This is a genomic window from Marinobacter azerbaijanicus, assembly GCF_030250645.1.
GTDB lineage: Bacteria > Pseudomonadota > Gammaproteobacteria > Pseudomonadales > Oleiphilaceae > Marinobacter > Marinobacter azerbaijanicus.
Genome location: NZ_JASSVS010000005.1, coordinates 1 through 23,536, shown reverse-complemented (window position 1 = coordinate 23,536; position 23,536 = coordinate 1). Strand labels below are relative to the sequence as shown.

The following is a 23,536-nucleotide window of genomic DNA, read 5'->3' as shown; positions in this document are numbered from 1 at the left end:
GTTATGCCGGCATGATCGAACACAGGGTGCACTTGGTCTCTTGCATCTGCGTGACCGAGTCATACCCGTATGTCTGAACCGTGTTGGAAGATTCACCCAGAACATAGGGGTCGGCGCCCTTGGGATACTTGTCCCTCAGATCCTTGCCTTCCAGGTGTCCACCGAAGTGGAAGGGCATGAACACCACGCCTCTGCCGACGCGCTCTGTGATCATCGCCTTCACCTTAATGCGTGCGCCTTCAGGGCCGGAAACCCAGACGTCGTTACCGTCACGAATGTTCAGGTTATTCGCATCGTACGGATTCACCTCTATGAACATGTCCTGCTGCAGTTCCGCCAGCCAGGGGTTCGAGCGGGTCTCGTCACCACCACCCTCATATTCAACCAGACGGCCTGAGGTGAGGATGAGGGGGAAGTCCTTGCTGAAGTCCTTCTTCTGAATGGACTCGTACAGGGTCGGGACGCGCCAGAAGTGCTTGTCTTCGTAGGTCGGGTAATCTTTGACCAGATCGCGACGATTGGTGTACAGCGGTTCGCGGTGAAGCGGTACGGGATCCGGGAAGTTCCAGACGATCGCGCGGGCCTTGGCGTTACCAAAGGGTGCGCACTCGTGCTTGATGGCAACACGCTGGATACCGCCTGACAGGTCCGTCTTCCAGTTGGTCTCGGGGCCGGCAACCGCGTCAATACTGGCACGCTCTTCGGCCGTGAGGTCACCATCCCAGCCCAGGTCCATCAGCATCTGCATGGTGAACTCAGGGTAGCCGTCCTTGATGTCCGAGTCTTTCGAGTAGACGCCTTCGGCCAGCAGGTTCTCGCCGTCGCGCTCGACACCAAAACGGGCACGGAAGGTGAGGCCGCCCTTGGACACCGGCAGGGACATATCGTACAGATTCGGAGTTCCGGGATGGTTCATCTCGGCTGTACCCCAGCTCGGCCACGGCAGACCGTAAATATCACCGTCGCACGGACCGCCGACTGCACGCAGGGTGGTCTTGTCGAAGTGGTGCTGGTTCGCCATGTGCTTTTTCAGGCGCTCGGGTGACTGCCCGGTGTAGCCGATGGTCCACATACCGCGGTTGAATTCGCGGGTGATGTCCTCGATGACCGGCTCGTCGCCTTCAATAGCAATATTGCGGAACATGCGATCGGTAAAACCGAACTTGTCCGCAAACAGCTTCATGATTTCGTGATCGACCTTCGAGTCAAACAGCGGCTCCATGACCTTTTCACGCCACTGGAGCGACCGGTTTGAAGCGGTGACTGAGCCTGAGGTCTCGAACTGGGTTGTTGCAGGCAACAGATAGGCGCCTTCCTTGCGATCGTGCAGCACCGCTGACACGGTGGGGAAGGGATCCACGACGACCAGCAGGTCCAGTTTTTCCATGGCCTCCTTCATTTCCAGCATACGGGTCTGCGAGTTGGGGGCGTGGCCCCACAGAACCATCGCCCGGGTATTGTCGGGCTGTCCCAGGTTCTCCTTGGCCTCCAGAACACCGTCGATCCAGCGGGACACGGGAATGCCTTTCTCGTTCATCATCGCGCGGGACTTGCCATCTTTGTCCCAGGTCGCAAAGCGGCCCTTCAGCCAATCCAGATCTTCTTCCCAGACGCGGGCCCAGTGAGCCCAGGAGCCAGCAGCCAGGCCGTAGTAGCCCGGCAGGGTATCGGCAAGGACGCCCAGATCTGTGGCGCCCTGAACGTTGTCGTGACCGCGGAAGATGTTGGTACCGCCGCCGGGGACGCCCATGTTACCCAGTGCCAGCTGCAATACGCAGTACGCACGGGTGTTGTTGTTGCCGTTGGTGTGCTGGGTGCCACCCATGCACCAGATCACGGTACCCGGGCGATTGTTGACCAGAGTACGTGCGACACGTTCGAGTTGCGCACCGGGTGCCCCGGTAACGCGCTCCACTTCCTCGGGGTTCCAGCGCTTCACCTCTTCGCGGATGTCGTCCATGCCGTACACCCGGGTGCGGATGAACTCCTTGTCTTCCCAGCTATTTTCAAAGATGTGCCACAGCAGGCCCCAGATCAGCGCGACGTCTGAACCCGGCCGGAAGCGCACGTACTCATCGGCATGAGCAGCAGTGCGTGTGAAGCGTGGATCACAGACAATGAGCGGCGCGTTGTTCTGTTCCTTGGCTTTGAGGATATGCAGCAGCGACACCGGGTGCGCTTCTGCGGGGTTACCGCCGATCAGGAAGATCGCCTGGGAGTTGTGGATATCGTTGTACGAGTTGGTCATCGCACCGTAGCCCCAGGTGTTGGCTACGCCGGCGACCGTCGTTGAGTGACAGATGCGGGCCTGGTGATCAACATTGTTGGTGCCCCAGTAGCCCGCAAATTTACGGAACAGATACGCCTGTTCGTTGTTGAACTTTGCGCTTCCCAGCCAGTAGACCGAGTCAGGGCCGCTTTCGTCGCGGATCTGCAACATCTTGTCGCCGATCTCGTTGATTGCCTGATCCCAGGGAATTTTCTGCCATTGGCCGCCGACCATTTTCATGGGGTATTTCAGACGGCGTTCACCGTGACCGTGCTCTCGCACCGAGGCGCCCTTGGCACAGTGAGCGCCCATGTTAAAGGGACTGTCCCAGCCGGGCTCCTGACCTGTCCATACACCATTCTGAACCTCAGCCTCGACCGTGCAGCCGACCGAGCAGTGTGTACACACCGATTTCTTGCGAACGACTTCGCCACCCTCAGTTGATGGGGTTGCAGCCCTGACGCGCGTCGACGGCAGCGACAAAGCCGCCAGGCCTCCCACTGCGACGCCGGAGGCCGTCAGAAACCCCCTGCGGTCCATGGTCGTTGCAGCGAGGGATGAAAGTAAAGATCCAGCACGGGAGCCTTTCGCTACCCCGTTGGTTTTCTTCCTCAACATGTCTCGTACCTCTCTCTTTTTTTATTCTTCTCGTTTTCCCGGAAATGCGGTCACCCAAGAGCCTTTCGCAACCTTGAATGACTCACGCTTCCTCAAAAGCGAGCCGATTCCAGATACTTACGTGTGTGTTCAGTGTCACGTAGACCGCTGCTTTTGGGGGCGTCTTCAGAGACGACCTCGGCTGCGGCGTTCGGTGCTACTGCCACGGCAACGGCAGCTGGAACTGCTGTTGCTGCCATCCGCAAGAAGCGGCGACGGCTGTTATCACGCTGTTGGCTGTCCATAGGACACCTCCACCCGGGTTGAGGGATCAAGCAGATCCCGGTTATTGAAGTGCAAACGCCTCGGTCTCTACAGCCATGAAAGCCCGCCCCAGCGAGCCAACAGGCGCATAGAAGATCGCGGTTTGCGCTCTCTCCAAATCGGTAAAAAACAACGCCGCCCACTTTGCCAGGTGCGCGTCAAAAAAGGTTTTTTGTGAAGACAGACCGCTGTCGCACTCGAACTCGCCGGTAATGATGCCTGCCATGATTTCACACAGCGTGCCGATATGGTCTTCAGGTTCTTTGATGTCGTCACTGGATTTGATGCCCCGGGCCATCAGATCGCCGCGCAGATCCGCCAGTGGCTTTTCGTTCAGGAAACCGGTGAGGTAATAACTGGCGTAAGGGAGTAGTTCACCACGGCCAACGCCGATGAAGAGATTGTTGTATTCCCGGTTGACGTCTTCGGGTGAGGTGCGTTCGGCAAGAGCAGCCAGTGTCCTGGAGGCGGACCCCAGAGTGGTGTCGTCACCCTGCAGGGATGCCAGCCCCTGAAGAAGCTCGCTTGAAGGCGGGCCGCTCAGCAGGACACCGAGCAACTGATACATCTGGGCTCGGGCGCGCTCTTCGTCGGTGATTGAGCGAGGGCACTGAACTTCAGCGGTGTTGTTCAAATCTCTGTCCTTTACGTTATTGTTGTTTGCTTGATACGACATTAATTTATGTACACCTGTTCATTATTTATACGCCCAAACAGGTGCGGGGGCAATTACACTTTCAATCGCTTCTGATAGCCAAAACTAATGATCAAAACGCATTCGTGGGCGGTAGCGTGGCGCCGATTCCGCCTCAGTCCCGGCCTGCGGTGCCCCGGCGTCCCCATGGCCAACCATGGTCGTGGCCTCCGCGGCGATTCCGGTCTCGGGTTTCTCCGCCAGCTCGTGTTCATCCTGCGCTTTTTCAGCTACCCCTACTGCAGGCGCAGCAGCTTCAAGCTCCCCGGCCTGCCTCTGAATCCGATCCCCGGACTGATCATCAGCTTTGTCATCAACAGCTGGTATTCTGTCAAAACCCTGCCCCACCTTGTACAGGGTTTTCATGGCGTTGGTCGCAACAGCGGCGTCCGTGAAATCTTCATCGTAATCATTGAGTCCATCCAGCACCGCCAGTACGGGATTGGATTTCCAGAGTGAGCGCAGGGCCCTGCGGCGCAGGAGTTCCGGAATTTCTTTTCGCATGAACCCGGTAATGTCGGTACCCAGTTCGATGGCATCCGGGTCGGGCAGATCGTACTTTTCCAGTACCTCGCGTTCCGGCAGGGCTTCATTGATGGCAAGCTCCTGCTCTTCGGGTGATGGCTCGGGCTCAATAGTCGAAGGAGGGGGGAGCTCGGCCTCTTTGCTGGCGCCGGTTTTTCTGCGTGACCAACGCTGTAATCGTGATTCAGCCATCAGTGCACTCTCGGTTTTTTCATGTCAGAGGGGGCGCGGAAAACGTCGCTTTCCTGACGAATACGAGCATCGCCTTTGCCGTCCTCGCTACCATCAACACGGACCTCGTCACGGCGACGCTTCTTGAAAGGCTCTTCGACATAGTGCATGTCGACAAATTCTTTGATCCAGGCCGCCATGGACTCGGGAATCGGCACCGCCTCGACAATGCTTTCGCCACTGTCCAGAGCGTCAAGCGCTTCATGGGCACTGGCGGTAACGGTGCTGACAACCCATCCCGAAGGAGACTGGCTGGTCTGGTCCCTGTCCATTACCACCCACACGGAGGGGGAGGCCATATTCAGGGATACCAGGTAACCTTCTACGTCGGCGCGATATAATTCCATCGCCACAGTGCCCGCGTGGTAATCGACGACCTCGCCATCGCGGACCAGCTCTTTCCAGAATGCCTCTGGAGCGCCGGGTATAACAGCCACTGGCTTCCAGATCTCACGCGCCCATTGCGTCACGCCAGGGGACCGGCGAACGACGGCCCCGACTTTCAGCTCGCGCTTCCAACTAGCTACGTTACGACTCATGACAGCTCTCTATACTGCGCTTCATGCGGCTTATGGCGGCTCCCTCTACTATGAAGCTAGCAGAGCGCCAACAATTAGCCAATTATTCAATTGTCGAAGGACAAACGGGTGTGGCATCCTCGATAGAACGGCATTGAATACGTGTACGTATAACAATAACTAGAAGAGCAGAATTCTGATGAGCCCACACAAAACTCTACTGATATGTTCCTGCGACAAAACCCAGTCTCTTGATCCTGAGGCACTGCAAACGGCCGCGGCAGCTGAGCAGGTGATCATGGTGGATCAACTGTGCGGTACAGATATGACGATTGCGGCCGAGCACCTGAGCGGCAGTAATGAGGTGCTCATTGCCTGCCGCCAACAGGCCGCGTTGTTCGAGCGCCTGAGCGACGACGTCCAGGCCGAAACCGGGCAGTCCGCTCCGCTGAGTACCATCGACATCCGGGATCGCGCAGGCTGGAGTGCATCGAGCGCAAAACCTGCGCGTTTGCACGCCAAGCAGGCGGCCCTGATGGCCGCGGCTCAGCTGCCGGCTCCCGTGGCGCCCGTGAAAACGATTCAGTCCAGCGGGGTGTGTTGCATTGTCGGCACCACCGAGCAGGCCATCAGGATGGCCGAGCTGGTACAGGACGAACTGGGTGTTACCTGTATCGTGAATGATGCGGGGCCAATACAGCTGCCCTCCGCCAATTACGACCTGGCCAGAGGCCAGTTGACGGGTGCCCAGGGCGCACTGGGTAACTTCAGCCTGGAGTTTGCAAAGCTTCAGGCTCTGAATCCCGCAGGCCGTGGCGCCCTTGGGTATGGTGAGGTCAAAACCACTGCCCGCAGCGAGTGCGACGTGTTTATCGATTTGCGTGGCGGTGCGCCCGCGTTTCCCCACTATGAAAAGCGCAACGGCTACTTCTGGGCAGATCCGGCCAAAACCGGAGAGCTGGAGCGTATTGCCCTGACAGCCAGGGACCGGGTCGGCGAGTTTGAGAAAACCGTGTATTTCAACCTGGAACCTTCCCTGTGTGCACACTCCCGGGCGAACCAGACCGGTTGCACCCGCTGTCTGGACGTTTGCAGCACCGAGGCGATTTTTTCTTTCGGGGAGCATGTGCAGATCGATTCTGATATTTGCGCCGGCTGCGGGACCTGTGCGGCGGTCTGCCCGACCTCAGCCATCACTATGAACGAAACCCCCTTCGAGGCCATCACCCAGGCCATGGACGTTATGGCGCGGGTCTATCGCGAGCATACCGGGGAATCCCCGCGCCTGGTTATTCATACCCTGGGCGCCGGTGCTGATGCCATTGCTTACCTGGCACGGTACCACGATGGACTGGCAGACGATCTGATTCCGCTGGGGCTGGAGCAAGTCGACCGTATCGGCCATGCAGAGATTATGGCCGCGTTCGGCGCGGGTTATGCCGAAGTCCTGATCCTGGCGGATACCGAAATCGACCGCCGCGCAGTTGCTGCGGAAGTTGAGCTGGCGCAGGCCATGCTTACAGGTACCAGAAACTCTCCCAGCCGGGTGCGGGTGATCGAAGCCCAGGAGCTTGGTGAGGCCGGGGACAACGCCGGGCGAGTGAGTGAACCGGTTTTGCTGGTCGGTGGCCGCCGTGACATCACGCGAGTCACCGTTGGCGCCATGGAGGACAGGCTCGAAGCACCGATCCCCCTGCCAGCGGGCGCACCCTATGGTGCCATTGAGATCGACCCCGACAAATGCACCCTCTGCCTGGCCTGCGTATCGCTGTGCCCAACTGGCGCCCTTGGTGATCATCCGGACCGGCCGGAGGTTCAGTTTACGGAAAACGCCTGCGTTCAGTGCGGCGTCTGCGAGAGCACCTGTCCGGAGACGGCCATTACCCTGGTGCCCCAGCTGGATGTGTCGAAAGACGCCCTGAGTGCCCGGGCATTGCACGGTGAAGATCCGTTCGAGTGCATCAAGTGTGGCAGGCCTTTTGGTGTCGCCAGCACTATTAACCGGATCGTTGAAAAGCTGGAAAACAAGCACTGGATGTACAGCAAGTCTGATAATGTCCAGCTCATCAAGATGTGTGATGACTGTCGCGTCAATGCCCAGTTCCATGGGGATACCGCGCCCATGGCCGGGGGCCAGCGCCCCCGGGTTCGCACCAGTGACGACTACCTGGACAGCTAAAAACCAAGCAGGACACAATATGGTTCAGTACACCGAAGTCGGAAAATCCAACCTGATCGGTACCGACGCGCCCCGGCCGCAGGACAAAAACCCGAAGGGCATTGACCGTATCATCGCCATTGCCTCGGGCAAGGGCGGCGTCGGCAAATCGACAGTGGCGTCCAATCTGGCGGTTGCGCTGGCCTCGAAAGGCCTCAAAGTGGGCTTGCTGGATGCCGACGTCTACGGGCCCAGCCAGCCGCGCATGCTGGGTGTTTCGGGCCGGCCGTCCAGCCCTGACGGGCATACCATCCTGCCCCTGCGCAATCACGGTGTGACCCTGATGTCACTGGGGCTGATGGCCCCGGATGACGAAGCCATCGTGTGGCGCGGGCCCATGCTGATGGGAGCCCTGGAGCAGATGATGAATCAGGTGGATTGGGGCCGGCTGGACGTGCTGCTGGTGGATCTGCCCCCGGGTACCGGTGACGTGCAGATGACCCTGAGCCAGAAATTCTTCGTTGCAGGAGCCATAGTGGTCTCGACGCCCCAGGACATTGCCCTGATGGATGCGCGCAAGGGTATTGATATGTTCAACCGGATGGACGTGCCGCTGTTTGGCCTGATCGAAAACATGGCTTCTTTTGTCTGTGACGGTTGTGGAAAAGAACATCACCCCTTTGGTTCCGGCGGTGCCCGGGCTGAAGCAGAAAAGCTGGGAGCGCCCTTCCTGGGTGAAATTCCGCTCGATCTGGATATCCGGATTGGCTCGGACGGCGGCGTTCCGATTGTGGTGTCAAAACCGGAGAGCCCTCAGTCGCGATCCTTCCAGCGCATCGCCGATGAAATCGTCGCCTCCGATGTATACGCACAGGCCATCCGATGATCGAGTCACCTCAATTCCCGCCGTTACTGTCGGGCCAGTCCGTGCCCAGGCACACGGACCCTTTTAACAAGGCCGTTAGCCAAGCTATTGCAGGGGTCGATTCCGGCACAATTTTTTACTCTGAGACCACCGACACTCTGCGCGCGGCTCTGGTGCTGGCGCCGGAAACGCCTCTGGAAGAAGCCATTCAGGCCGTCTATGTGGCCCAGATCGGTCTGGCCGAGAGTCTTGGAGCACTGGCCCCGCCCGAAGTGCCCGTGCACTTTCAATGGCCCGATCGCATCAAGGTCAATGGTGCGGTATGCGGTCGCGTTCGTTTTGCCACGGATGTGTCAGATCCCAAAGTGCAGCCCAGGTGGCTGGTTATCGGTATCGAAGTGCCGTTCTTACCTGCGAATGATGAGCCAGGCCAGAACCCGAATGAAACCTGTCTGCTGGAAGAAGGGTGCAGCGATGTCCAGCCCATGGCGTTGCTGGAGAGCTGGTCCAAACACACGCTTCTGTGGCTGACCTATTTCATGGACAGCGGGTTCGAGCGTGTACACAATGAATGGCGGCCACGCTGCGACACCCTGGGCAAAATGATCGAGCAACCAAGACCCGGCATTTTTGTCGGGCTGGATGAGAAAGGCCGGATGCTGTTGCGCCAGGATGTCATGACTGAAACAGTGAGTTTGATTGAATTCGTGGAGCACACATGAAACTGGCCCGAACCCTGCGACTGGATATTTCCGATGAGAATGTTTACGAACAGCCTGCCCCCAGCGGCGAATGGGCCATTTCGGGCGGGTTCGAGTTCTCGAACTGGACCGAAGCCGACCTGAAGGGAAAGGCTCGTCAGGCCTTTACCAACGGTTGGTACAGCATAGAGTCGGGTGGCCGCGCCAGTTTCGTGGGTGTCTGTAACATTACCGAAGCCGAACTGGAGCAGCTGCAGCAGACGTTGGCGCAAACCTTTGTCGAGGTTTACGGCGCTCCGGATATCGACGCTGCCTACCCCGTCGCCTGCGAGGAAATCGACCAGATGCGCAATATGTGCGAGGACTTCGAAGAAAATACCCTGCTGATGGTCAGCCGTTCACTGACCGAGCTGGGTGTTGAGGAAACCTACCGCTCCCGCGCTCCACAAGATGCTTCGCTGGAGGCCTTTGCCGTACACGGCGGCTACGAATGAGTAATCTCTGAAGGCATCAGAGCCCGAAGCTGCTGTAGGGGATAAACCGCACGGGCGTCCCCGGCTCGATCTGCCGGGCGCTCTCGTCCAGCTCCACCAGACCTTCGGACCAGGCCAGGCCGGTCACCCGGCCCGAGCCTTCCGAGCTGAATACCTCAACCTGCCCGTCACGGACCCGCGCCCGCAACATCTCGCTGCGCCCCGGCTTCTTGTTTTTGGAGAAGCTGGCGGGCATGACATAGCCCCGGGGTTCGAACCATTCCCCCCCTGCCAGTAGCGCCATCGCCGGCGCGCCAAAACGCAGTGCGCAGACCCAGGCGGCAACCGGATTTCCCGGCAAGCCCACCACGGGCGTCCCCTGGAACATGGCCAGCGCGAGCGGCCGGCCCGGTTTTATCGCGATGCGCCAGTTGCTTATCTCGCCATGGGCTTTGAGGGTTTTCGACACATGATCCTCGTCCCCTGCGGAAACGCCGCCACTGGTCAGGATCAGGTCGCATTGCTCAGCGCCACGCTCCAGGGCTTCCTTCACGTCCTCGGCCCGGTCCAGTACATGGCCCAGGTCCACCAGCTGATAGCCAAGCTGCGTGACCATAGCGCTCAGCATGGGACGGTTGGCATCGTAAATCTGCCAATCGGTGACCGCTGACCCGACAGGCTTCACTTCGTCACCGGTGGACAGGACACCGACGCGAAGCCGCTTAAACACATCGACCGAGTCGACGCCGACACTGGCCAGGACGGAAATCTGGGTGGGGGTCAGGCGGGTGGCGGCTGTGAGTATCCGCTCCTGTGCCTGGATGTCCTCACCGGCCTTGCGTGCGTTAGCGCCCGCTTTCAGCGTGCCGTTCAGATGCAGCTGCCCGTCCTTGACCTCACAGTCTTCCTCCAGGACCACTGTATCGGTGCCGGCCGGTATGACTGCGCCTGTCAGAATGCGGATAGCATGTCCTTCGGGGACCTGGCCGGTGTACGGTTCCCCGGCGGCACTCCGGCCATCAATCAGGGGCAGGGCGCAGGGCACATCGGTTATTGGTCCCGCGAGAGCATAACCATCCACCGCGGAATTGTTGCTGGGGGGGTGGGCGCGAGGTGCGCAAACGTCGCTTGCCAGTATTCGGCCATTCACCTGTGACAGCGGAACCGCGCGCTCTACGCCCACCACCGGGTGCAGGCGTGAGCGTAACCGCTCCAGGGCTTCGTCCACCGGCGTCCAGTTGACCCCGGGTGGCAGGGCAAAGCAGTCGTTACGAAGCGGTTTCATTGCTATCCCGTTGCTGTTTGTATCGTTCATGATTGTCTGGGCTCAGAATAAAGTCGGCGATTCCGGGAACGTCGTTTACATCGAAAACAGGCCCCGAAAAATCGGCAGCATAGTCTGCCGCTACTGCAATAATGTTCGCGTCCTCCGGATAAAGGGGCGCGCGCGAGCTCTCCTTTCGGTGCACTTCGATCTTGGGGTGTGAATGGGTTTTGAAGCCCTCAACCACGACCCAGTCGCAGGGCCCCAGACGGGCCAGTAATTCATCCAGCGTTGGCTCATTGGCGCCGCGCAGCTCATGCATGATGGCGAAACGCTGCCCCCCGGCGAGCAGGACTTCCCGGGCGCCGGCATCCCGGTGTTTGTAACTGTCGGTGCCGGGCTGGTCCACATCCACCGTGTGGTGGGCATGCTTGATGGAGTTAACCGTTAATCCCCTGGCGGACAGTTCGCGAATCAGAGCCGCGGCCAGCGTGGTTTTTCCGGAGTTTTTCCAGCCCACAATGCCTAAGACGTTCACTTCAGGTGTTTCTCCGCCCAGGCCAGGTCTTCCGGTGTATTGATGTTGAAAAAGTCGTCCTCTGCAAAAACCACCAGCGCCTCACCCTGAGCCTGCGTCCACTGGCGAATCTTGCGTACGCCTTCGTTCAGAGCGGCCCGCAGCTCATGCCGCAACGCCACCTGCCAGCGGCCAAAAGTCGGTTGCGGCAGTCTCCCGCGTTCCGGGTCCGGTGTGGCGGCCAGCACCACCGGTGTATCCTTTTCGGCCAGGCGTTCTGCCAGGTCCAGCGGGAATGACGGCGTATCGGCGGCAACACTGATCAGCCACTCATGGCCCTGCTCAGCCGCCCAGTCCATGCCCGCCAGAACGCCAGCCAGCGGGCCCGCATAGCCGGGAACAGAGTCGGCCACCACGGGCAAACCCAGATCATCAAAACGACTCAGATCCCCATTGGCATTCAGCACCACGGCATCCACCTGCGGCGTGATCCGCTCAATGACTCGCTGGATCAGCGATCGGTCGCCCAGCATCAGTCGCCCTTTATCACCGCCGCCCATACGGTTTGCCTGGCCGCCCGCCAGAATGACGGCACACTCACTCATGCTCTGCCCCTTTCCGACGCATTTTCTTTTCTTCATCAGGAACCTGCGACAGGTCCTGATCGAACACCAGCCGGTGCTGACCGCTGAGGCAGGTGAATTTCTTGCCTCGCATCCGTCCGATCAGCGTCAACCCGACCTGTCGGGCAATATCGACGCCCCAGGCGGTAAAGCCCGACCGGCTGATCAGAGTCGGGATGCCCATCAGGGATGTTTTGATGACCATTTCGGAGGTCAGGCGGCCCGTGGTGTAGAGGACTTTGTCAGCTGCGGGGATGTTATTCAGGTGCATCCAGCCGGCAATCTTGTCGACGGCGTTATGGCGCCCGACATCTTCCATGTAGGCCAGAACCTGGAGCCCCTGGCACAGGGCAGTGCCATGAATGGCGCCGGTTTCCATATACAGGCTGGGGGTGTGATTGATTTGATAGGAAAGGTCGTAAAAGGTACTGGTGTGCACCGGTGTGTCCGGCAACTGTAATCCGTCGAGTCCGGCCATCATGTCACCAAACACCGTGCCCACGGCGCATCCGGAAGTGCGGGTTTTCTTTTCCAGCTTGTCCTCTACATTGGTGACACCTGAGGTGCGGACAACGACGACTTCCAGCTCTTCGTCGTAATCAATCCCGGTGACCTGGTCGGTCTCTTTCAGCATTCCCTGGTTCAGGAGGAAGCCGAGCGCCAGATATTTCGGGTGATCGCCGATGGTCATTGCCGTGACAATCTCCTGACTGTTCAGGTAGATGGTCAGGGGGCGCTCTTCGATAACGCTGATCGACTTCGACTGACCGTGTTCATCAACGCCCTCAACAGCGCGGGACAGTCGGGGATCTTGGGGATCGGGAAGCAGTGGATCAATCATCATTTTTGTTATAGCCGTTTCAGGGACGCCGCAGAATGGAATGTTTACGGAGATTGTCAGAGATTAGCCTATTTGGCATTCGGGAAAAATAGTTGTTGTCCTTTCACCCTGAATTCGGCAATCGCTTGCTGGCCATCATCGGATATCAGCCAGTTGTGCCACTGCCTGGCCAGACCGTGCTTGAGGTGCGGATGCTTGTCTTCGGAGAGCAGCAGGCTGCCGTACTGGTTGAACAGTACGTCGTCGCCCTCGAAAAGCAGCGTTAGGTTCTGGCGATTTCCAAATGCCACCCAGGTGGCGCGATCCGACATGACGTAGGCATCCATGGCGGCGGCGGTGTTGAGCGTTGGCCCCATGCCGCTGCCCAGCTCACGGTACCAGTCGCCGTCAGGGTCGACGCCGGCGTTTTGCCAGAGGCGCAGCTCGGCCCGGTTGGTGCCGCTGTCATCACCGCGTGACGTGAAGGTTGCCTCGGCATCGGCGATAGCCGCGAATGCCTCGGTGGCGCTTTGCGTTCCACTGATCCTGGCGGGATCATCGGCAGGGCCAATCAACACGAAGTCGTTGTACATGACATCGGCCCGTTCGCTGGCGTGACCATTCTCGATAAAACGTTGCTCGCCGCTGGTATCGTGCACCAGAAGACTGTCGGCGTCGCCACGGCGGGCGATTTCAAATGCCTGGCCGGTGCCTACGGCCACCACCCGCACTTTGATGCCGGTGGCGTCTTCAAACTTCGGTACAATTGCGTCGAATAATCCCGAGTTTTCGGTCGAGGTTGTCGAGGCCAGGGTGATGTACTCTTCGGCGAAAGTGTTGAACGCCAGGCCCATGCTGGTCACACCGGCGAGTAACAGGCTTAACATCTTTTTCATTTTGTTTGTCCCCTGTCGTGTCCAGAGCTGACTTACTCGACCAGTTCTCCAGCAATATAGGCCTGCGCCTCTCGCGAGGCGGGCGCGTCAAAAAAAGCTTCAGCGGGGGTGTGTTCGCGGACTTTCCCGCCAGAGACAAACAGGACATCTCCGGCGAGGCGTCTGGCCTGATGCAGATCGTGAGTGGTCATTACGATTCGGGTTCCCCGCTGATGGAATTCACGCACCGCAGCCTCTACGGCTTTAATTGCTGCCGGGTCGAGGGCGGAGGTGGGTTCGTCCAGAAACAGCACCTGCGGAGAAAGCACCCAGGCGCGCGCCAGTGCCAGGCGCTGCTGTTCACCGCCGGAGAGTACGCGCGCCGGCGTGTTGCTACAGGCGGTGAGCCCAAAACGCTCAAGCGCATCGTACGCGAGCTTCACACGTGTCCTGCGCGGGACGTTATTCACTGCCAGCGCGTGAGTGAGGTTGGCCACGGCCGAGCGACGCAGAAGCACCGGTTGCTGGAATACCATTGCCTGTCGGGGGCGCTTATGACCTGACCAGGCCACCCGCCCCTGAGTGGGCGAGAGCAGGCCGTGAGCCAGTCGCAAAAGAAGGCTCTTGCCAGCCCCGTTGGGGCCCATCACCAGGGTAGGGCCGGTGCAATCCAGGTTGAATGAGCATGGCCCGAGAAGTACCTTGTCCTCGTGGCTGAAAGCGACGTCATCAAAGCACAGCGCCGGTGGAGGCACCAGGGTGGACGACGCGAGTAGAGGAACGTTAAACGAGCTCATCCGGTCCGCCTCCTGGTCAGTTCGCCCAGCAAGTAGGCGCCTGCATTGATCAGCATGACCAGGAAGAGCAGCACAATGCCCAGCCCCAGCGCCAGGGGCAGGTTGCCCTTGCCGGTTTCCAGGACAATGGAGGTGGTCATTACCCGCGTAACACCCTCAATATTGCCGCCAACCATCATCACTGCGCCCACTTCGGCGCTGGCGCGGCCGAACCCGGCGAGCAGAATGGTCAATAGCGCAAAGCGGGCATCCCATAACAGGGTGGGCATCATTCGTGGGCGTGACATGCCCAGGGAAATAAACTGCTCGCGGTATTCACCCAGAAGTTCCTCTACCTTCTGGCGCGAGAGTGCGGCCAGAATCGGCAACACCAGCACCACCTGCGCTATGACCATGGCACCCGGCGTAAACAGCAGGCCCCACTCACCCAGTGGTCCGGCGCGCGAGAGCAGTAGATACACCATCAGCCCGGCCACTACCGGTGGCAGCCCCATCAGGGCATTGAGCAGGACAATCATCGCGCCGCGCCCCGGGAAGCGCCATAGCGCTACTGCCGCACCCAGGGGAAACCCCAGCACAGCCGCGATCAGTACCGCGAGAATCGAAACCTGCAGCGACAGCGCCACGATCTGAAAGAGCGAAGCGTCGAGATTCAACAGTAGCGACAGCGCCACATCAAACGCATTATTATTTTTTTCCACGACTGCGCCTCCTTTATATTGAGCATCGTGGCGTTTCTGACTACGCTTTGCACAGCATGCTGAAATATATGCAGCCAGAAACAGTCATGTGCTTTCCCCGCACAGGAGAGATCGATGCCCCTTCCTGCTTACCTGACCACGGCCGAAGCTGCCGAGTATCTGCGTCTTAAAGAGCGCAAGGTCTATGATCTGGTCAGCCAGGGCGTTATTCCCTGTGTGCGGGTAACGGGAAAGCTATTGTTTCCCCGCCAGCGTATTGACCTGTGGTTGATGAACCATCTGGAGGGCGATGACGCCGTCAGCTCGCCGATTCCGCCGGTTCTCGCGGGCAGCCAGGATCCGCTGCTGGAATGGGCAGTGAAGGAGAGCAACGCAGAGCTGGCTTTGCTGTGTCAGGGCAGCGGCGATGGTGTGCAAAGATTGGTCGACGGGCGCGCGATGCTCGCCGGGATGCATATCTGGCACTCGGAAACCCAGCGCTATAATGATCCTGCTACGCTAGGGTTGAGCGGGATGCGCGACCTGGTGCTGATTCGGTGGGCAAAACGCCAGCAGGGGCTGCTTCTGGCCGCCGATAACCCTCATCAGATTATACGACTTGAGGACATCGCGAGCCCCGGCATACGTATTGCTCATCGCCAGCCTGATGCCGGCGTCAGCCATCTGTTGCAGGGTCTGCTTGCTCGCCACCGTATCGACGCCAGGCATCTTGCATGGGCGGCTCACCCGTCTCTCAGTGAGGACGATCTTGCTTTGGCTATTCGTCAGGGCGAAGCAGATATCGGTGTCGGGATCGAAGCTGCAGCGCGGCGCCAGGGCCTGGCTTTTATTCCGCTGCAACAGGAGCATTTTGATCTGGCCATGCGCCGGCGTCACTACTTTGAGCCGGCCATGCAGCGGCTGCTGGCGTTTGCCGGTAGTGATCGTTTCGTCCAGCGCGCCGAGGCGCTTGGCGGTTATGACATCAGTGAATTGGGGAAAGTCGTCTACAACGCTTGAACAGCGACAATAACAACAAACAGGCGGATTAATCATGCCTTCAGTACAGAAAAATCTGGTGCGGGATGCCAGTGGAGCACTGGGTGACCTTGGTACCCTGATCCCGCTGGGTCTGGGGGCTATCGGGCTGGCGGGCCTGGCCCCGATACCGGTCCTCCTGGGATTTGCCGTGTTCTACATCGCAACCGGGCTCTATTACCGTCTGCCGGTGCCGGTGCAGCCCATGAAAGCGGTTGCTGCGTTGTTGCTGACTACTCAGGTGAGTTCCCAGAGCCTGGTCGCCAGTGGCGTGCTGATCGGGGTGATACTGCTGGTATTGGGCGTGACCGGTTGGATAAACGGGACAGCCCGTCTTATACCGCGATCGGTGTTAAGCGGGCTTCAGTTGGGCCTGGGACTGATGCTGGCGAATATGAGTCTCGGTTTGATGGACACCTCCTTGCCCCTGGGCGTAGTGACGTTGGCGATACTGGGTATTACCCTGAAGTTGTTGCCGAATTGGCCGGCGGCGTTGATCGGGCTGATTATCGCTGTCGCACTCGGTATTTTGCTGGAGGCGCCGGGAATGATGCTTCCTGTCGCTGATTCAGTGATATTTTCATTCCCTGAGTTACCAGGTATCGACGACTGGCAACAAGCGGTTTCCACGATGGTTTTGCCCCAACTGGCCCTGACCTTGACCAACGCCATCGTTCTGACTGCATTGGTGGTTGGGGATTACTTCGGCGAGCAATCACACCGTGTCACGCCTGCCCGGTTGTCAGTGTCCACGGGCCTGGCCAATCTCTTTTTGGTCCCCCTCGGTGCATTGCCCATGTGCCACGGAGCGGGTGGTGTGGCCGCGCACCACCGGTTCGGCGCCCGGACCGGCCTGGCGCCTGTCCTGCTTGGGACAGGCTTGCTCCTGGTCGCCTTTATTCCCGGTGGCCTTTCAATGATTGCGGCAATCCCGATGGCCGGTCTCGGGGCCCTGTTGTTCGTGGCAGCCGTCGAGCTCGCCCTCTCGAAGCGCCTGTGGACCGCCAAACCATCGTGCTGGCCTGTCATTGCCGCAACCGCACTGGTGACCGTCTGGGTCGACCCGTTTTTCGGGCTGCTGGCGGGGGTGGCTTCTGAGACCTTTCGGGCTGCCTGGGTGCGGGGAAGGGGAGTGGCGTCCGAAGATGCTACAGACGCCTAGGCGACATTTCTTGTAACCACATCCCTGTCTGTTCACCGGAATTTCAATTCCACCGGAGCTTATGAAACAACCCATCACTGGCTATCATAAAGACGAAGAAAATCACTGGGTCGCTCAGCTGGCATGTGGCCACAATCAACATGTGCGCCATACGCCGCCCTGGGTGAACCGACCTTGGGTCATCTCGGCGGAGGGCAGAAAGTCCATGCTGGGGTTTGAGCTCGATTGCAGGAAATGTGAAGAGGGTGCTCCGCCGGATAACCCGCCGTGATTCACTTGCGTTGCCGTTGGAGTTTGTTATTCAAACCGGTCCCAGTAGGGCGGTTCGCCGAAAAAACCGTCGATAAAGTCGATAAAACTACGAACCTTGCTGGCCAGCAATTGTCGGTGGGCATACACCGCATAAAGTGCCATGGGCTCTGGTTCATGCTCTGGCAGGATAACCTTCAGTTTTCCTTCCCTGATCGCTGCCCCCGCAATGAAGGTCGGCTGCAGGGCGATTCCGGCTCCCGCAATCGCCGCTTCTATCAGCACGTCGCCGTTGTTGCTGACCATCTCCCCGGTGTCTTTGCGATCACTGCCTTGCAGCCATTTCTGAAGCGCGTGGCCGGCGTCCATGTCCATATAACTGTAACGCAGGTAGCGATGGTCGCTGAGCTCTTCCGGGCGTTCTGGCGTGCCGTATTGCTCAAGGTAGGCCGGCGATGCGCACAGAACCAGTCTCACCGGGGCGAGTCGTTTTGCGATCAGTGAGGAGCTTTTGAGGTGGCCGATCCGCAGCGCGATATCGAATCCCTCTTCCACGATATCCACTTTGCGGTCGTTCAGTTGCAGATCAATGCCGACGGCCGGGTGGGCTTGCTGGAATTCACTCAGCAGGGGCGCCATGTGGCGAATGGCAAAAGAGACGGGGGCGCTTACTCGTAGCAGTCCCTGGGCTTGGGCTTGCAGGTCGTCGAGCTGGTTCTCCATGTCGTCGATGTCGTTGAGAACCTGCTGGGCACGCTGATGATAGCGGGTGCCGGCTTCGGTCAGGTGAATTCTGCGGGTGGTGCGGTTGAGCAGGCGTACGGCCAGGTGTTGTTCCAGCTGGGAAACGTATTTGCTGACCAGCTGTGGCGACAGGCCAAGCCGGTCTGCGGCGCGGGTGAAAGTCCCTTCGTTCACCACTGTCACGAAGGCGCGCATGGCATCGATTCGGTCCATTGGTTGGTCCTGTATCCGAGGTTACTATCAATGGTACGTTGATAATAAAACAACATTAGCCATATTAGTCTATTGGTTTGGTGATAGTACAGTAGGTCCATCACCTGAGGCGCAGGCTTCGGGATAAACCCAAACGAGTAAGATTCGAGGTGACTATCATGAACTCAAGAATTACACAGATGCTGTTCCAGTCCACTGGTGGTTTTGCTGCCCTGATTCTGCGGGTACCGGTCGGGCTGATTCTGGCGGCCCACGGTGCACAGAAACTCTTTGGCTGGTTCGGCGGCTACGGACTGGAAGGCACCGGGCAGTGGCTGACGAGCATCGGCCTGGAGCCCGGCTATCTGATGGCGTTACTGGCCGGCGGCGCCGAGTTCTTTGGTGGTCTGGCACTGGTACTTGGCCTGCTGACACGTCCTGCGGCGCTGGTTGCGGCCGTTACCATGCTGGTGGCCATATTTTCCGTTCACATCGGTAACGGTCTGTTTATGTCCAACAATGGTTACGAGTATGCCCTGACCCTGTTTGTGGTCTCTTTGGCACTGGCGATTCAGGGCGCGGGCCGGTTTGCAGTGGATAATCTGTTTCAGAAAGAGGGCTGAACCATGCTGGTAAATGGTGTCTGGAAAGACAACTGGCAGCCGGTACAGGCGAAAGATGAGGCGGGGCGATTTATTCGCCAGGCCTCTCCCTTTCGCAACTGGATCACGCCCGATGGTGCGCCGGGACCCACCGGAGTGGGTGGTTTTAAGGCAGAGAAGGGGCGTTATCATCTGTACGTGGCGTACATCTGCCCCTGGGCCTCGCGGGCACTGATGGCCCGGCAACTAAAAGGCCTCACGGACCTGATAGGTGTTACCGTCGTTAACCCCAGGCTGACTGACCAGGGCTGGCAGTTTGGCGGCTACCCCGGCGCGGAGGAGGATACACTCAACGGTGCGCGCTATATGCACGAGCTGTATACCCGTGCCGATCCACAAATCTCCGGTCGCGCCACCGTGCCGGTGCTCTGGGACAAACACACCGGCACCATCGTCAATAACGAATCTGCGGATATTCTGCGGATGTTGAACAATGCCTTTGCAGAGATTGTGGACGAGGGCCCGGATCTGTATCCGGAAGAGTTGGCAGGGGATATCGACAGACTCAACGAATATCTGTACACGAACCTGAACAACGGCGTGTACCAGGCCGGCTTTGCTTCCAGCCAGCAGGCCTACAATGAAGCCTACGACAGGGTGTTTGCCGCCCTGGATGAAATGGAGTCCCGGCTGGCGGATGGACGAGTGTACCTGTTTGGTGATCAACTGACGGAAACCGATATACGTCTGTTCGTGACCCTGGTGCGTTTTGACGCCGCCTACCACGGCCTGTTCAGGTGCAACCGCAATACCCTTCGAGCGATGCCGCGCCTGCACGCCTACATGCACCGGATTCTGGCGCTTGACGGCATTGCCAATACGGTCAACCTTGATCACATCAAAGCCGGTTATTACTCCATCAAGGCGCTGAACCCGACCGGTATTGTGCCGGCAGGGCCTGGTGAACTCTGAACACAGGAGCAACCGCCATGAACACAGAAACCGATGTGCTGTTCATTTCCCATGGCGGCGGGCCAATGCCGCTACTGGGAGATCCCGGCCACCGTGAAATGGTGGAGCGTCTCACGGAGCTTGCCGACAGGCTTCGAAAGCCCTCGGCGATACTGGTTGTCAGCGCCCACTGGGAGGAACCAGTACCGACGGTCACCTCGGGCGCCAACCCGCAGCTGATCTACGATTACTACGGATTTCCGCCGGAGGCCTACACCATAGAGTATCCCTGCCCGGGTGAGCCGGTGCTGGCAAAGCAGGTTTGCCAGGCGTTGGAGCATGCCGAGATCCCGGCGCGACTTGATGAGCAAAGGGGCTTTGATCACGGCCTGTTCGTGCCGCTCAAACTGATGTATCCGGATGCGGACATTCCGTGCGTTCAGCTGTCCCTGGTCAACAGTCTGGATGCCAGCACCCACCTCGCGATTGGGCGTGCCTTGCAGTCATTGGACTACGACAACCTGCTGGTGATCGGCTCCGGTTTTTCGTTCCACAACATGCAGGCGTTTTTCGCGACAGACACGGCGGAGATTCAGGCTCGAAACCAGGCGTTTGAGGACTGGCTGGAAGAAACGTGCACCGATACCAACCTGAAGGAATCGGAGCGGGCTGAGCGCCTGGTTCACTGGGATCAGGCACCCCACGCCCGCTTCTGCCACCCGCGGGAAGAACACCTTCTGCCGTTGCATGTATGCTACGGGCTCGCGAACAGGGCCAGTGACACGCATATATCGGCAACCATTCTTGGGAAAACATCGGGGATGTTTTACTGGAGAGCTGAAGGGCAGGATTAACCCGCCGAAGGCACAAACTTCCATAAGCTTTCAGGTATTAAAGACAGCCGAGGAGATAGGGCAGAAACTCAGGAGTAAAGGAACGTCGTTTTCTGGTCATCAGAGACCTCGTTTATGGTGGCAATCTTACCACCTACGTTGGTGTCCAGAATCATTGAACCACTGCATTTATGGGCAAAGGCAGAGGTTTGGCTGGGAAACAGGGCGAGCAAGATCTGCTTTGCATCTATGTTCACCAAAAGTTCTTGTTCATTAATAATGAACAGTGCTATTTTGTGAACAATGATGTGGAGCGTCTATGAAAACACCAATCAATGAAAGAGAACTTTTGAATCAGGCCATGCTCGCATTCCATAATGAAACGGGCTTAGAGCTGTACAAACGTGACGCGAGTGAGCTGATGCCTTACACAGAGGGCTCTATTCTCGAGTTGGGCTCTACGGGGGTTGAGTATAGTGTCGAGTTCAAGCGATGGGTGCAGCAGTCGAACGTGGGCTCTATTGCTGCTCAGCTTCGAAGAATGCCTTCGCCTGCATTGCTTGTTGCTGACTACGTGAATCCTAATATGGCAGACCGTTTGCGAGATGCTGGTGTACAGTTCATTGATACTGCTGGCAATGCCTACCTGAATCAGAAGACCTTCTTCGTCTTTGTAAAAGGTAATCGCACTTCATCTCCCCATACTTCGCCGCGGAAAATATCCAGAGCCTTCAACGCATCAGGTCTAAAACTGATCTTCAGTTTTCTGATAGAACCAAACCTCGTTGGAGAAACCTATCGAAAAATGGCCGAAGCCAGCGATGTTTCCCTCGGAGCAATTGGCTGGGTTCTGAACGACCTGAAAGACAAGGGCTATGTCCGAGAGCATGGGAAAAAAGGCTCAAGGTCGCTTGAATCGCCAATGGAGTTGCTTGATCGCTGGGTTGAGACTTACCCGGAAAAATTGCTGCCAGAGCTGGACATGGGATTGTTTCAGGCGAAATCTGACATGCCCTGGAAGGAAATTAAACCGGAGGCCTTCGGTGGATGCTGGGGTGGAGAAGTTGGCGCGTCTTTATTGGACAATTACCTGTCTCCAGCACAAGGCATCCTCTACCTCCCACGGCAAAATCTCAAAAACCTGGTGATGGAACACAGGCTGCGAAAAAGCCCTGAGAACACTGTCAATTCGTCCGAGACATTGCAGATTTACGAGAAGTTCTGGCGCTACGATCCAGATAACCTGTATCAGAATTCCTGTGTCGCGCCAGACATTCTTGTATATGCAGATCTGCTTGCGAGCGGAGACCCTCGAAATCTGGAAGCAGCGGAGCGGCTTTATGGCAAGATTAGAGATCGATTCCAGGAAGATTGATCCGCTCCAGTTAAATACCTACGAAGCCATCAATCGTGTTGCCTCGGATCAAAGAGTGCCATTTATCATTGTCGGCGCGTCAGCACGCGATTTGGTGATGCACCACGCCTACGGCGCTCCCATCCAAAGAGCAACACTGGATATTGACCTTGCCGTGCAGGTTCCAGATTGGGCCAGCTTTGAGAGCATTCGAGACAGCTTGGTTCACGAAGGCTACACCAAAACCAATTTTCCTCATCGTTTGCACGGCCCGCACGGTGCACCAATTGATATTCTTCCTTTTGGCTCTGTTGAAAGTGACAACTCAACCATTGCATGGCCGCCTTCTGGGGATGTGCAGATGAGCGTGGTCGGTTTTCAGGATGCACTGGATAATGCTGACTGGTTGACGGTAAACAAAGAGCCAAAATTGGAGCTACCTGTTGCAAGCCCTCAAGGATTAACCCTTTTAAAATTGGTTGCATGGTCAGAAAGGGATGCCCAAACAAGGCGTAAAGACGCTGCGGATATCGCCTACCTGGCATCGAATTACGAGAACATCCCAGGGCAAATGGAACGGTTTTACGAACAGCATGCAGCAGTCCTTGAGACGCATGGCTGGGACACGAGGCTGGCAGGAACTCACGTGCTCGGTGCTGAGATTGCAAATATTGCCAGCGAATCAACAATGGCGTTTTTACAATGCTTGCTGGATGACGATTTGGTGGCCAATCTGGTGAGGGACTCGGGCAATGCCTGTGGCAATGCCACCACAGATATCTTTTCAGCATTGATTGGTGGACTTTTCGCTTCAGAGGTAACGGATGTATGGAATTGACTCAAAATCTCTGAGCGCAGCCACCTGCAAGAGTGGTTGGAAATAGTGCCTGACGCCCTCGGAAAAGAACTACGGATTATTTAAAAGGCCTGCGTTTTTACGCGAGCCATTTGAAAATAATTGCCCGCCCGTAGAGTTTATTCAGTACTTAGTGGGAGAGGCTCAAGGTAAAGCCAAATTCGGCAATTGCCTGAAAGGTCAGGATGGACTCGCAACGCTTTGTGCGCGTTGCTCGGGGCTTCGCCCCGCCTTCGCTTTGCTGCGGCGCCCAAACTGCTAGCGCAGTTTGTCGAACGCAGGTTCTCACCAAAGCCGACGGGCAACCAATATTCCATAAAAAAGCCCACGCGAGGTGGGCTCTTCTATGGAATATGGCCCGCCCGTCAGGATTCGAACCTGAGACCTCTGCCTCCGGAGGGCACTTATCTGGGCTGTTTTAACACGGTGTTGATTGGCGTAATACGAGGCGGTTCAAGCAGTTAGTTGTTGCGAGGGCTCTTCTGAAAAACCCTTTATAAACCAATAGTTGCACAATTAAAGCCGATTATGGGCACAGGGTTGTCTGGTGCATATTCCGGCCCATCATGAACACCCATTCCGGACGAACGTGAACACCTATTCTGGTTCAACGTGAACAGCCAT

Annotated in this window: 24 protein-coding genes; 12 read left to right on the top strand and 12 right to left on the bottom strand. The window is 57.9% G+C overall.

From position 1 onward, the window contains the following. Position 1: 1 nt before the first annotated feature. The 4 genes from QPM17_RS11055 to QPM17_RS11040 all read right to left on the bottom strand — a co-directional run bounded on the left by QPM17_RS11055 (position 2) and on the right by QPM17_RS11040 (position 5,179). On the bottom strand, positions 2-2,887 hold the full coding sequence (locus QPM17_RS11055; protein ID WP_285390790.1) for a formate dehydrogenase subunit alpha: 2,886 nt from the start codon (positions 2,885-2,887) through the stop codon (positions 2-4). A 325-nt stretch (positions 2,888-3,212) separates the two neighbouring features. Next, positions 3,213-3,824 carry a TorD/DmsD family molecular chaperone gene (locus QPM17_RS11050; protein WP_285390789.1) on the bottom strand — a complete coding sequence of 204 codons (612 nt, stop codon included), beginning with the start codon at positions 3,822-3,824 and terminating at the stop codon, positions 3,213-3,215. A gap of 126 nt (positions 3,825-3,950) precedes the next feature. Then, positions 3,951-4,601, bottom strand: a complete 651-nt coding sequence (locus QPM17_RS11045) for a DUF3306 domain-containing protein (protein WP_285390787.1) — start codon at positions 4,599-4,601, stop codon at positions 3,951-3,953. Then, complete coding sequence (locus tag QPM17_RS11040; RefSeq protein WP_285390785.1) at positions 4,601-5,179, bottom strand: DUF3305 domain-containing protein; 579 nt, start codon at positions 5,177-5,179, stop codon at positions 4,601-4,603. Before QPM17_RS11040 ends, QPM17_RS11045 begins: the two co-directional genes overlap by 1 nt. Before the next feature lie 178 nt (positions 5,180-5,357). Here QPM17_RS11040 and QPM17_RS11035 point away from each other — a divergent pair, with 178 nt between their 5' ends. The 4 genes from QPM17_RS11035 to QPM17_RS11020 are packed head-to-tail and all read left to right on the top strand — an operon-like array spanning position 5,358 to position 9,376. Next, positions 5,358-7,337: a 4Fe-4S binding protein gene (locus tag QPM17_RS11035; RefSeq protein WP_285390784.1), complete on the top strand. Its 1,980-nt coding sequence runs from the start codon at positions 5,358-5,360 to the stop codon at positions 7,335-7,337. A 19-nt stretch (positions 7,338-7,356) separates the two neighbouring features. After that, positions 7,357-8,202, top strand: a complete 846-nt coding sequence (locus QPM17_RS11030) for an Mrp/NBP35 family ATP-binding protein (RefSeq protein WP_285390783.1) — start codon at positions 7,357-7,359, stop codon at positions 8,200-8,202. Beyond that, positions 8,199-8,903, top strand: coding sequence for a biotin/lipoate--protein ligase family protein (locus QPM17_RS11025; RefSeq protein ID WP_285390782.1), 705 nt, complete (start codon positions 8,199-8,201; stop codon positions 8,901-8,903). The genes QPM17_RS11030 and QPM17_RS11025 overlap by 4 nt, the downstream gene beginning before the upstream one ends. Then, positions 8,900-9,376: a DUF6505 family protein gene (locus QPM17_RS11020; protein WP_285390781.1), complete on the top strand. Its 477-nt coding sequence runs from the start codon at positions 8,900-8,902 to the stop codon at positions 9,374-9,376. The genes QPM17_RS11025 and QPM17_RS11020 overlap by 4 nt, the downstream gene beginning before the upstream one ends. Before the next feature lie 16 nt (positions 9,377-9,392). Here QPM17_RS11020 and QPM17_RS11015 read toward each other — a convergent pair whose 3' ends face one another. The 7 genes from QPM17_RS11015 to QPM17_RS10985 all read right to left on the bottom strand — a co-directional run bounded on the left by QPM17_RS11015 (position 9,393) and on the right by QPM17_RS10985 (position 14,952). Further along, on the bottom strand, positions 9,393-10,640 hold the full coding sequence (locus tag QPM17_RS11015) for a molybdopterin-binding protein (protein ID WP_285390780.1): 1,248 nt from the start codon (positions 10,638-10,640) through the stop codon (positions 9,393-9,395). After that, positions 10,624-11,157: a molybdopterin-guanine dinucleotide biosynthesis protein B gene (gene mobB, locus QPM17_RS11010; protein WP_285390779.1), complete on the bottom strand. Its 534-nt coding sequence runs from the start codon at positions 11,155-11,157 to the stop codon at positions 10,624-10,626. The genes QPM17_RS11015 and mobB overlap by 17 nt, the downstream gene beginning before the upstream one ends. Beyond that, positions 11,154-11,741, bottom strand: coding sequence for a molybdenum cofactor guanylyltransferase MobA (gene mobA, locus QPM17_RS11005; protein ID WP_285390778.1), 588 nt, complete (start codon positions 11,739-11,741; stop codon positions 11,154-11,156). The genes mobB and mobA overlap by 4 nt, the downstream gene beginning before the upstream one ends. Further along, positions 11,734-12,603, bottom strand: coding sequence for a formate dehydrogenase accessory sulfurtransferase FdhD (locus QPM17_RS11000; RefSeq protein WP_285390777.1), 870 nt, complete (start codon positions 12,601-12,603; stop codon positions 11,734-11,736). The genes mobA and QPM17_RS11000 overlap by 8 nt, the downstream gene beginning before the upstream one ends. A 65-nt stretch (positions 12,604-12,668) precedes the next feature. Then, positions 12,669-13,475 (bottom strand): ABC transporter substrate-binding protein, encoded by an 807-nt coding sequence (locus tag QPM17_RS10995; protein ID WP_285390776.1) that lies wholly within the window; start codon positions 13,473-13,475, stop codon positions 12,669-12,671. Between the two features lie 32 nt (positions 13,476-13,507). Then, a complete protein-coding gene (locus QPM17_RS10990; RefSeq protein WP_285390775.1) occupies positions 13,508-14,251 on the bottom strand; it encodes an ATP-binding cassette domain-containing protein in 744 nt (247 codons plus the stop codon). Then, positions 14,248-14,952, bottom strand: coding sequence for an ABC transporter permease (locus tag QPM17_RS10985; RefSeq protein ID WP_285390774.1), 705 nt, complete (start codon positions 14,950-14,952; stop codon positions 14,248-14,250). The genes QPM17_RS10990 and QPM17_RS10985 overlap by 4 nt, the downstream gene beginning before the upstream one ends. A gap of 114 nt (positions 14,953-15,066) precedes the next feature. On the opposite strand from QPM17_RS10985, the gene QPM17_RS10980 reads away from it, so the two are divergent. The 3 genes from QPM17_RS10980 to QPM17_RS10970 all read left to right on the top strand — a co-directional run bounded on the left by QPM17_RS10980 (position 15,067) and on the right by QPM17_RS10970 (position 17,402). Beyond that, the gene (locus tag QPM17_RS10980) at positions 15,067-15,951 is read left to right on the top strand and encodes a helix-turn-helix transcriptional regulator (RefSeq protein ID WP_285390773.1); all 885 of its coding nucleotides are present in this window, start codon (positions 15,067-15,069) and stop codon (positions 15,949-15,951) included. Positions 15,952-15,985: 34 nt separating this feature from the next. Beyond that, positions 15,986-17,131 (top strand): putative sulfate/molybdate transporter, encoded by a 1,146-nt coding sequence (locus QPM17_RS10975; RefSeq protein WP_285390772.1) that lies wholly within the window; start codon positions 15,986-15,988, stop codon positions 17,129-17,131. A 61-nt stretch (positions 17,132-17,192) separates the two neighbouring features. Beyond that, positions 17,193-17,402: a DUF3565 domain-containing protein gene (locus tag QPM17_RS10970; RefSeq protein WP_285390771.1), complete on the top strand. Its 210-nt coding sequence runs from the start codon at positions 17,193-17,195 to the stop codon at positions 17,400-17,402. Positions 17,403-17,428: 26 nt separating this feature from the next. On the opposite strand, the gene QPM17_RS10965 is transcribed toward QPM17_RS10970, so the two are convergent. Continuing rightward, a complete protein-coding gene (locus QPM17_RS10965; protein WP_285390770.1) occupies positions 17,429-18,337 on the bottom strand; it encodes a LysR family transcriptional regulator in 909 nt (302 codons plus the stop codon). 179 nt (positions 18,338-18,516) lie between these two features. Between QPM17_RS10965 and QPM17_RS10960 the strand changes: the two genes are divergently transcribed. The 5 genes from QPM17_RS10960 to QPM17_RS10940 all read left to right on the top strand — a co-directional run bounded on the left by QPM17_RS10960 (position 18,517) and on the right by QPM17_RS10940 (position 22,894). Further along, the gene (locus tag QPM17_RS10960) at positions 18,517-18,939 is read left to right on the top strand and encodes a DoxX family protein (protein WP_422732761.1); all 423 of its coding nucleotides are present in this window, start codon (positions 18,517-18,519) and stop codon (positions 18,937-18,939) included. A gap of 3 nt (positions 18,940-18,942) precedes the next feature. Beyond that, positions 18,943-19,890 (top strand): glutathione S-transferase family protein, encoded by a 948-nt coding sequence (locus QPM17_RS10955; RefSeq protein ID WP_285390768.1) that lies wholly within the window; start codon positions 18,943-18,945, stop codon positions 19,888-19,890. Positions 19,891-19,907: 17 nt separating this feature from the next. After that, entirely contained in the window at positions 19,908-20,723 is an 816-nt protein-coding gene (locus QPM17_RS10950) for a DODA-type extradiol aromatic ring-opening family dioxygenase (RefSeq protein ID WP_285390767.1), read from the top strand. Between the two features lie 298 nt (positions 20,724-21,021). Continuing rightward, a complete protein-coding gene (locus tag QPM17_RS10945; protein WP_285390766.1) occupies positions 21,022-22,077 on the top strand; it encodes a type IV toxin-antitoxin system AbiEi family antitoxin in 1,056 nt (351 codons plus the stop codon). Continuing rightward, positions 22,043-22,894, top strand: coding sequence for a nucleotidyl transferase AbiEii/AbiGii toxin family protein (locus QPM17_RS10940; protein ID WP_285390765.1), 852 nt, complete (start codon positions 22,043-22,045; stop codon positions 22,892-22,894). Before QPM17_RS10945 ends, QPM17_RS10940 begins: the two co-directional genes overlap by 35 nt. Positions 22,895-23,536 lie beyond the last annotated feature (642 nt).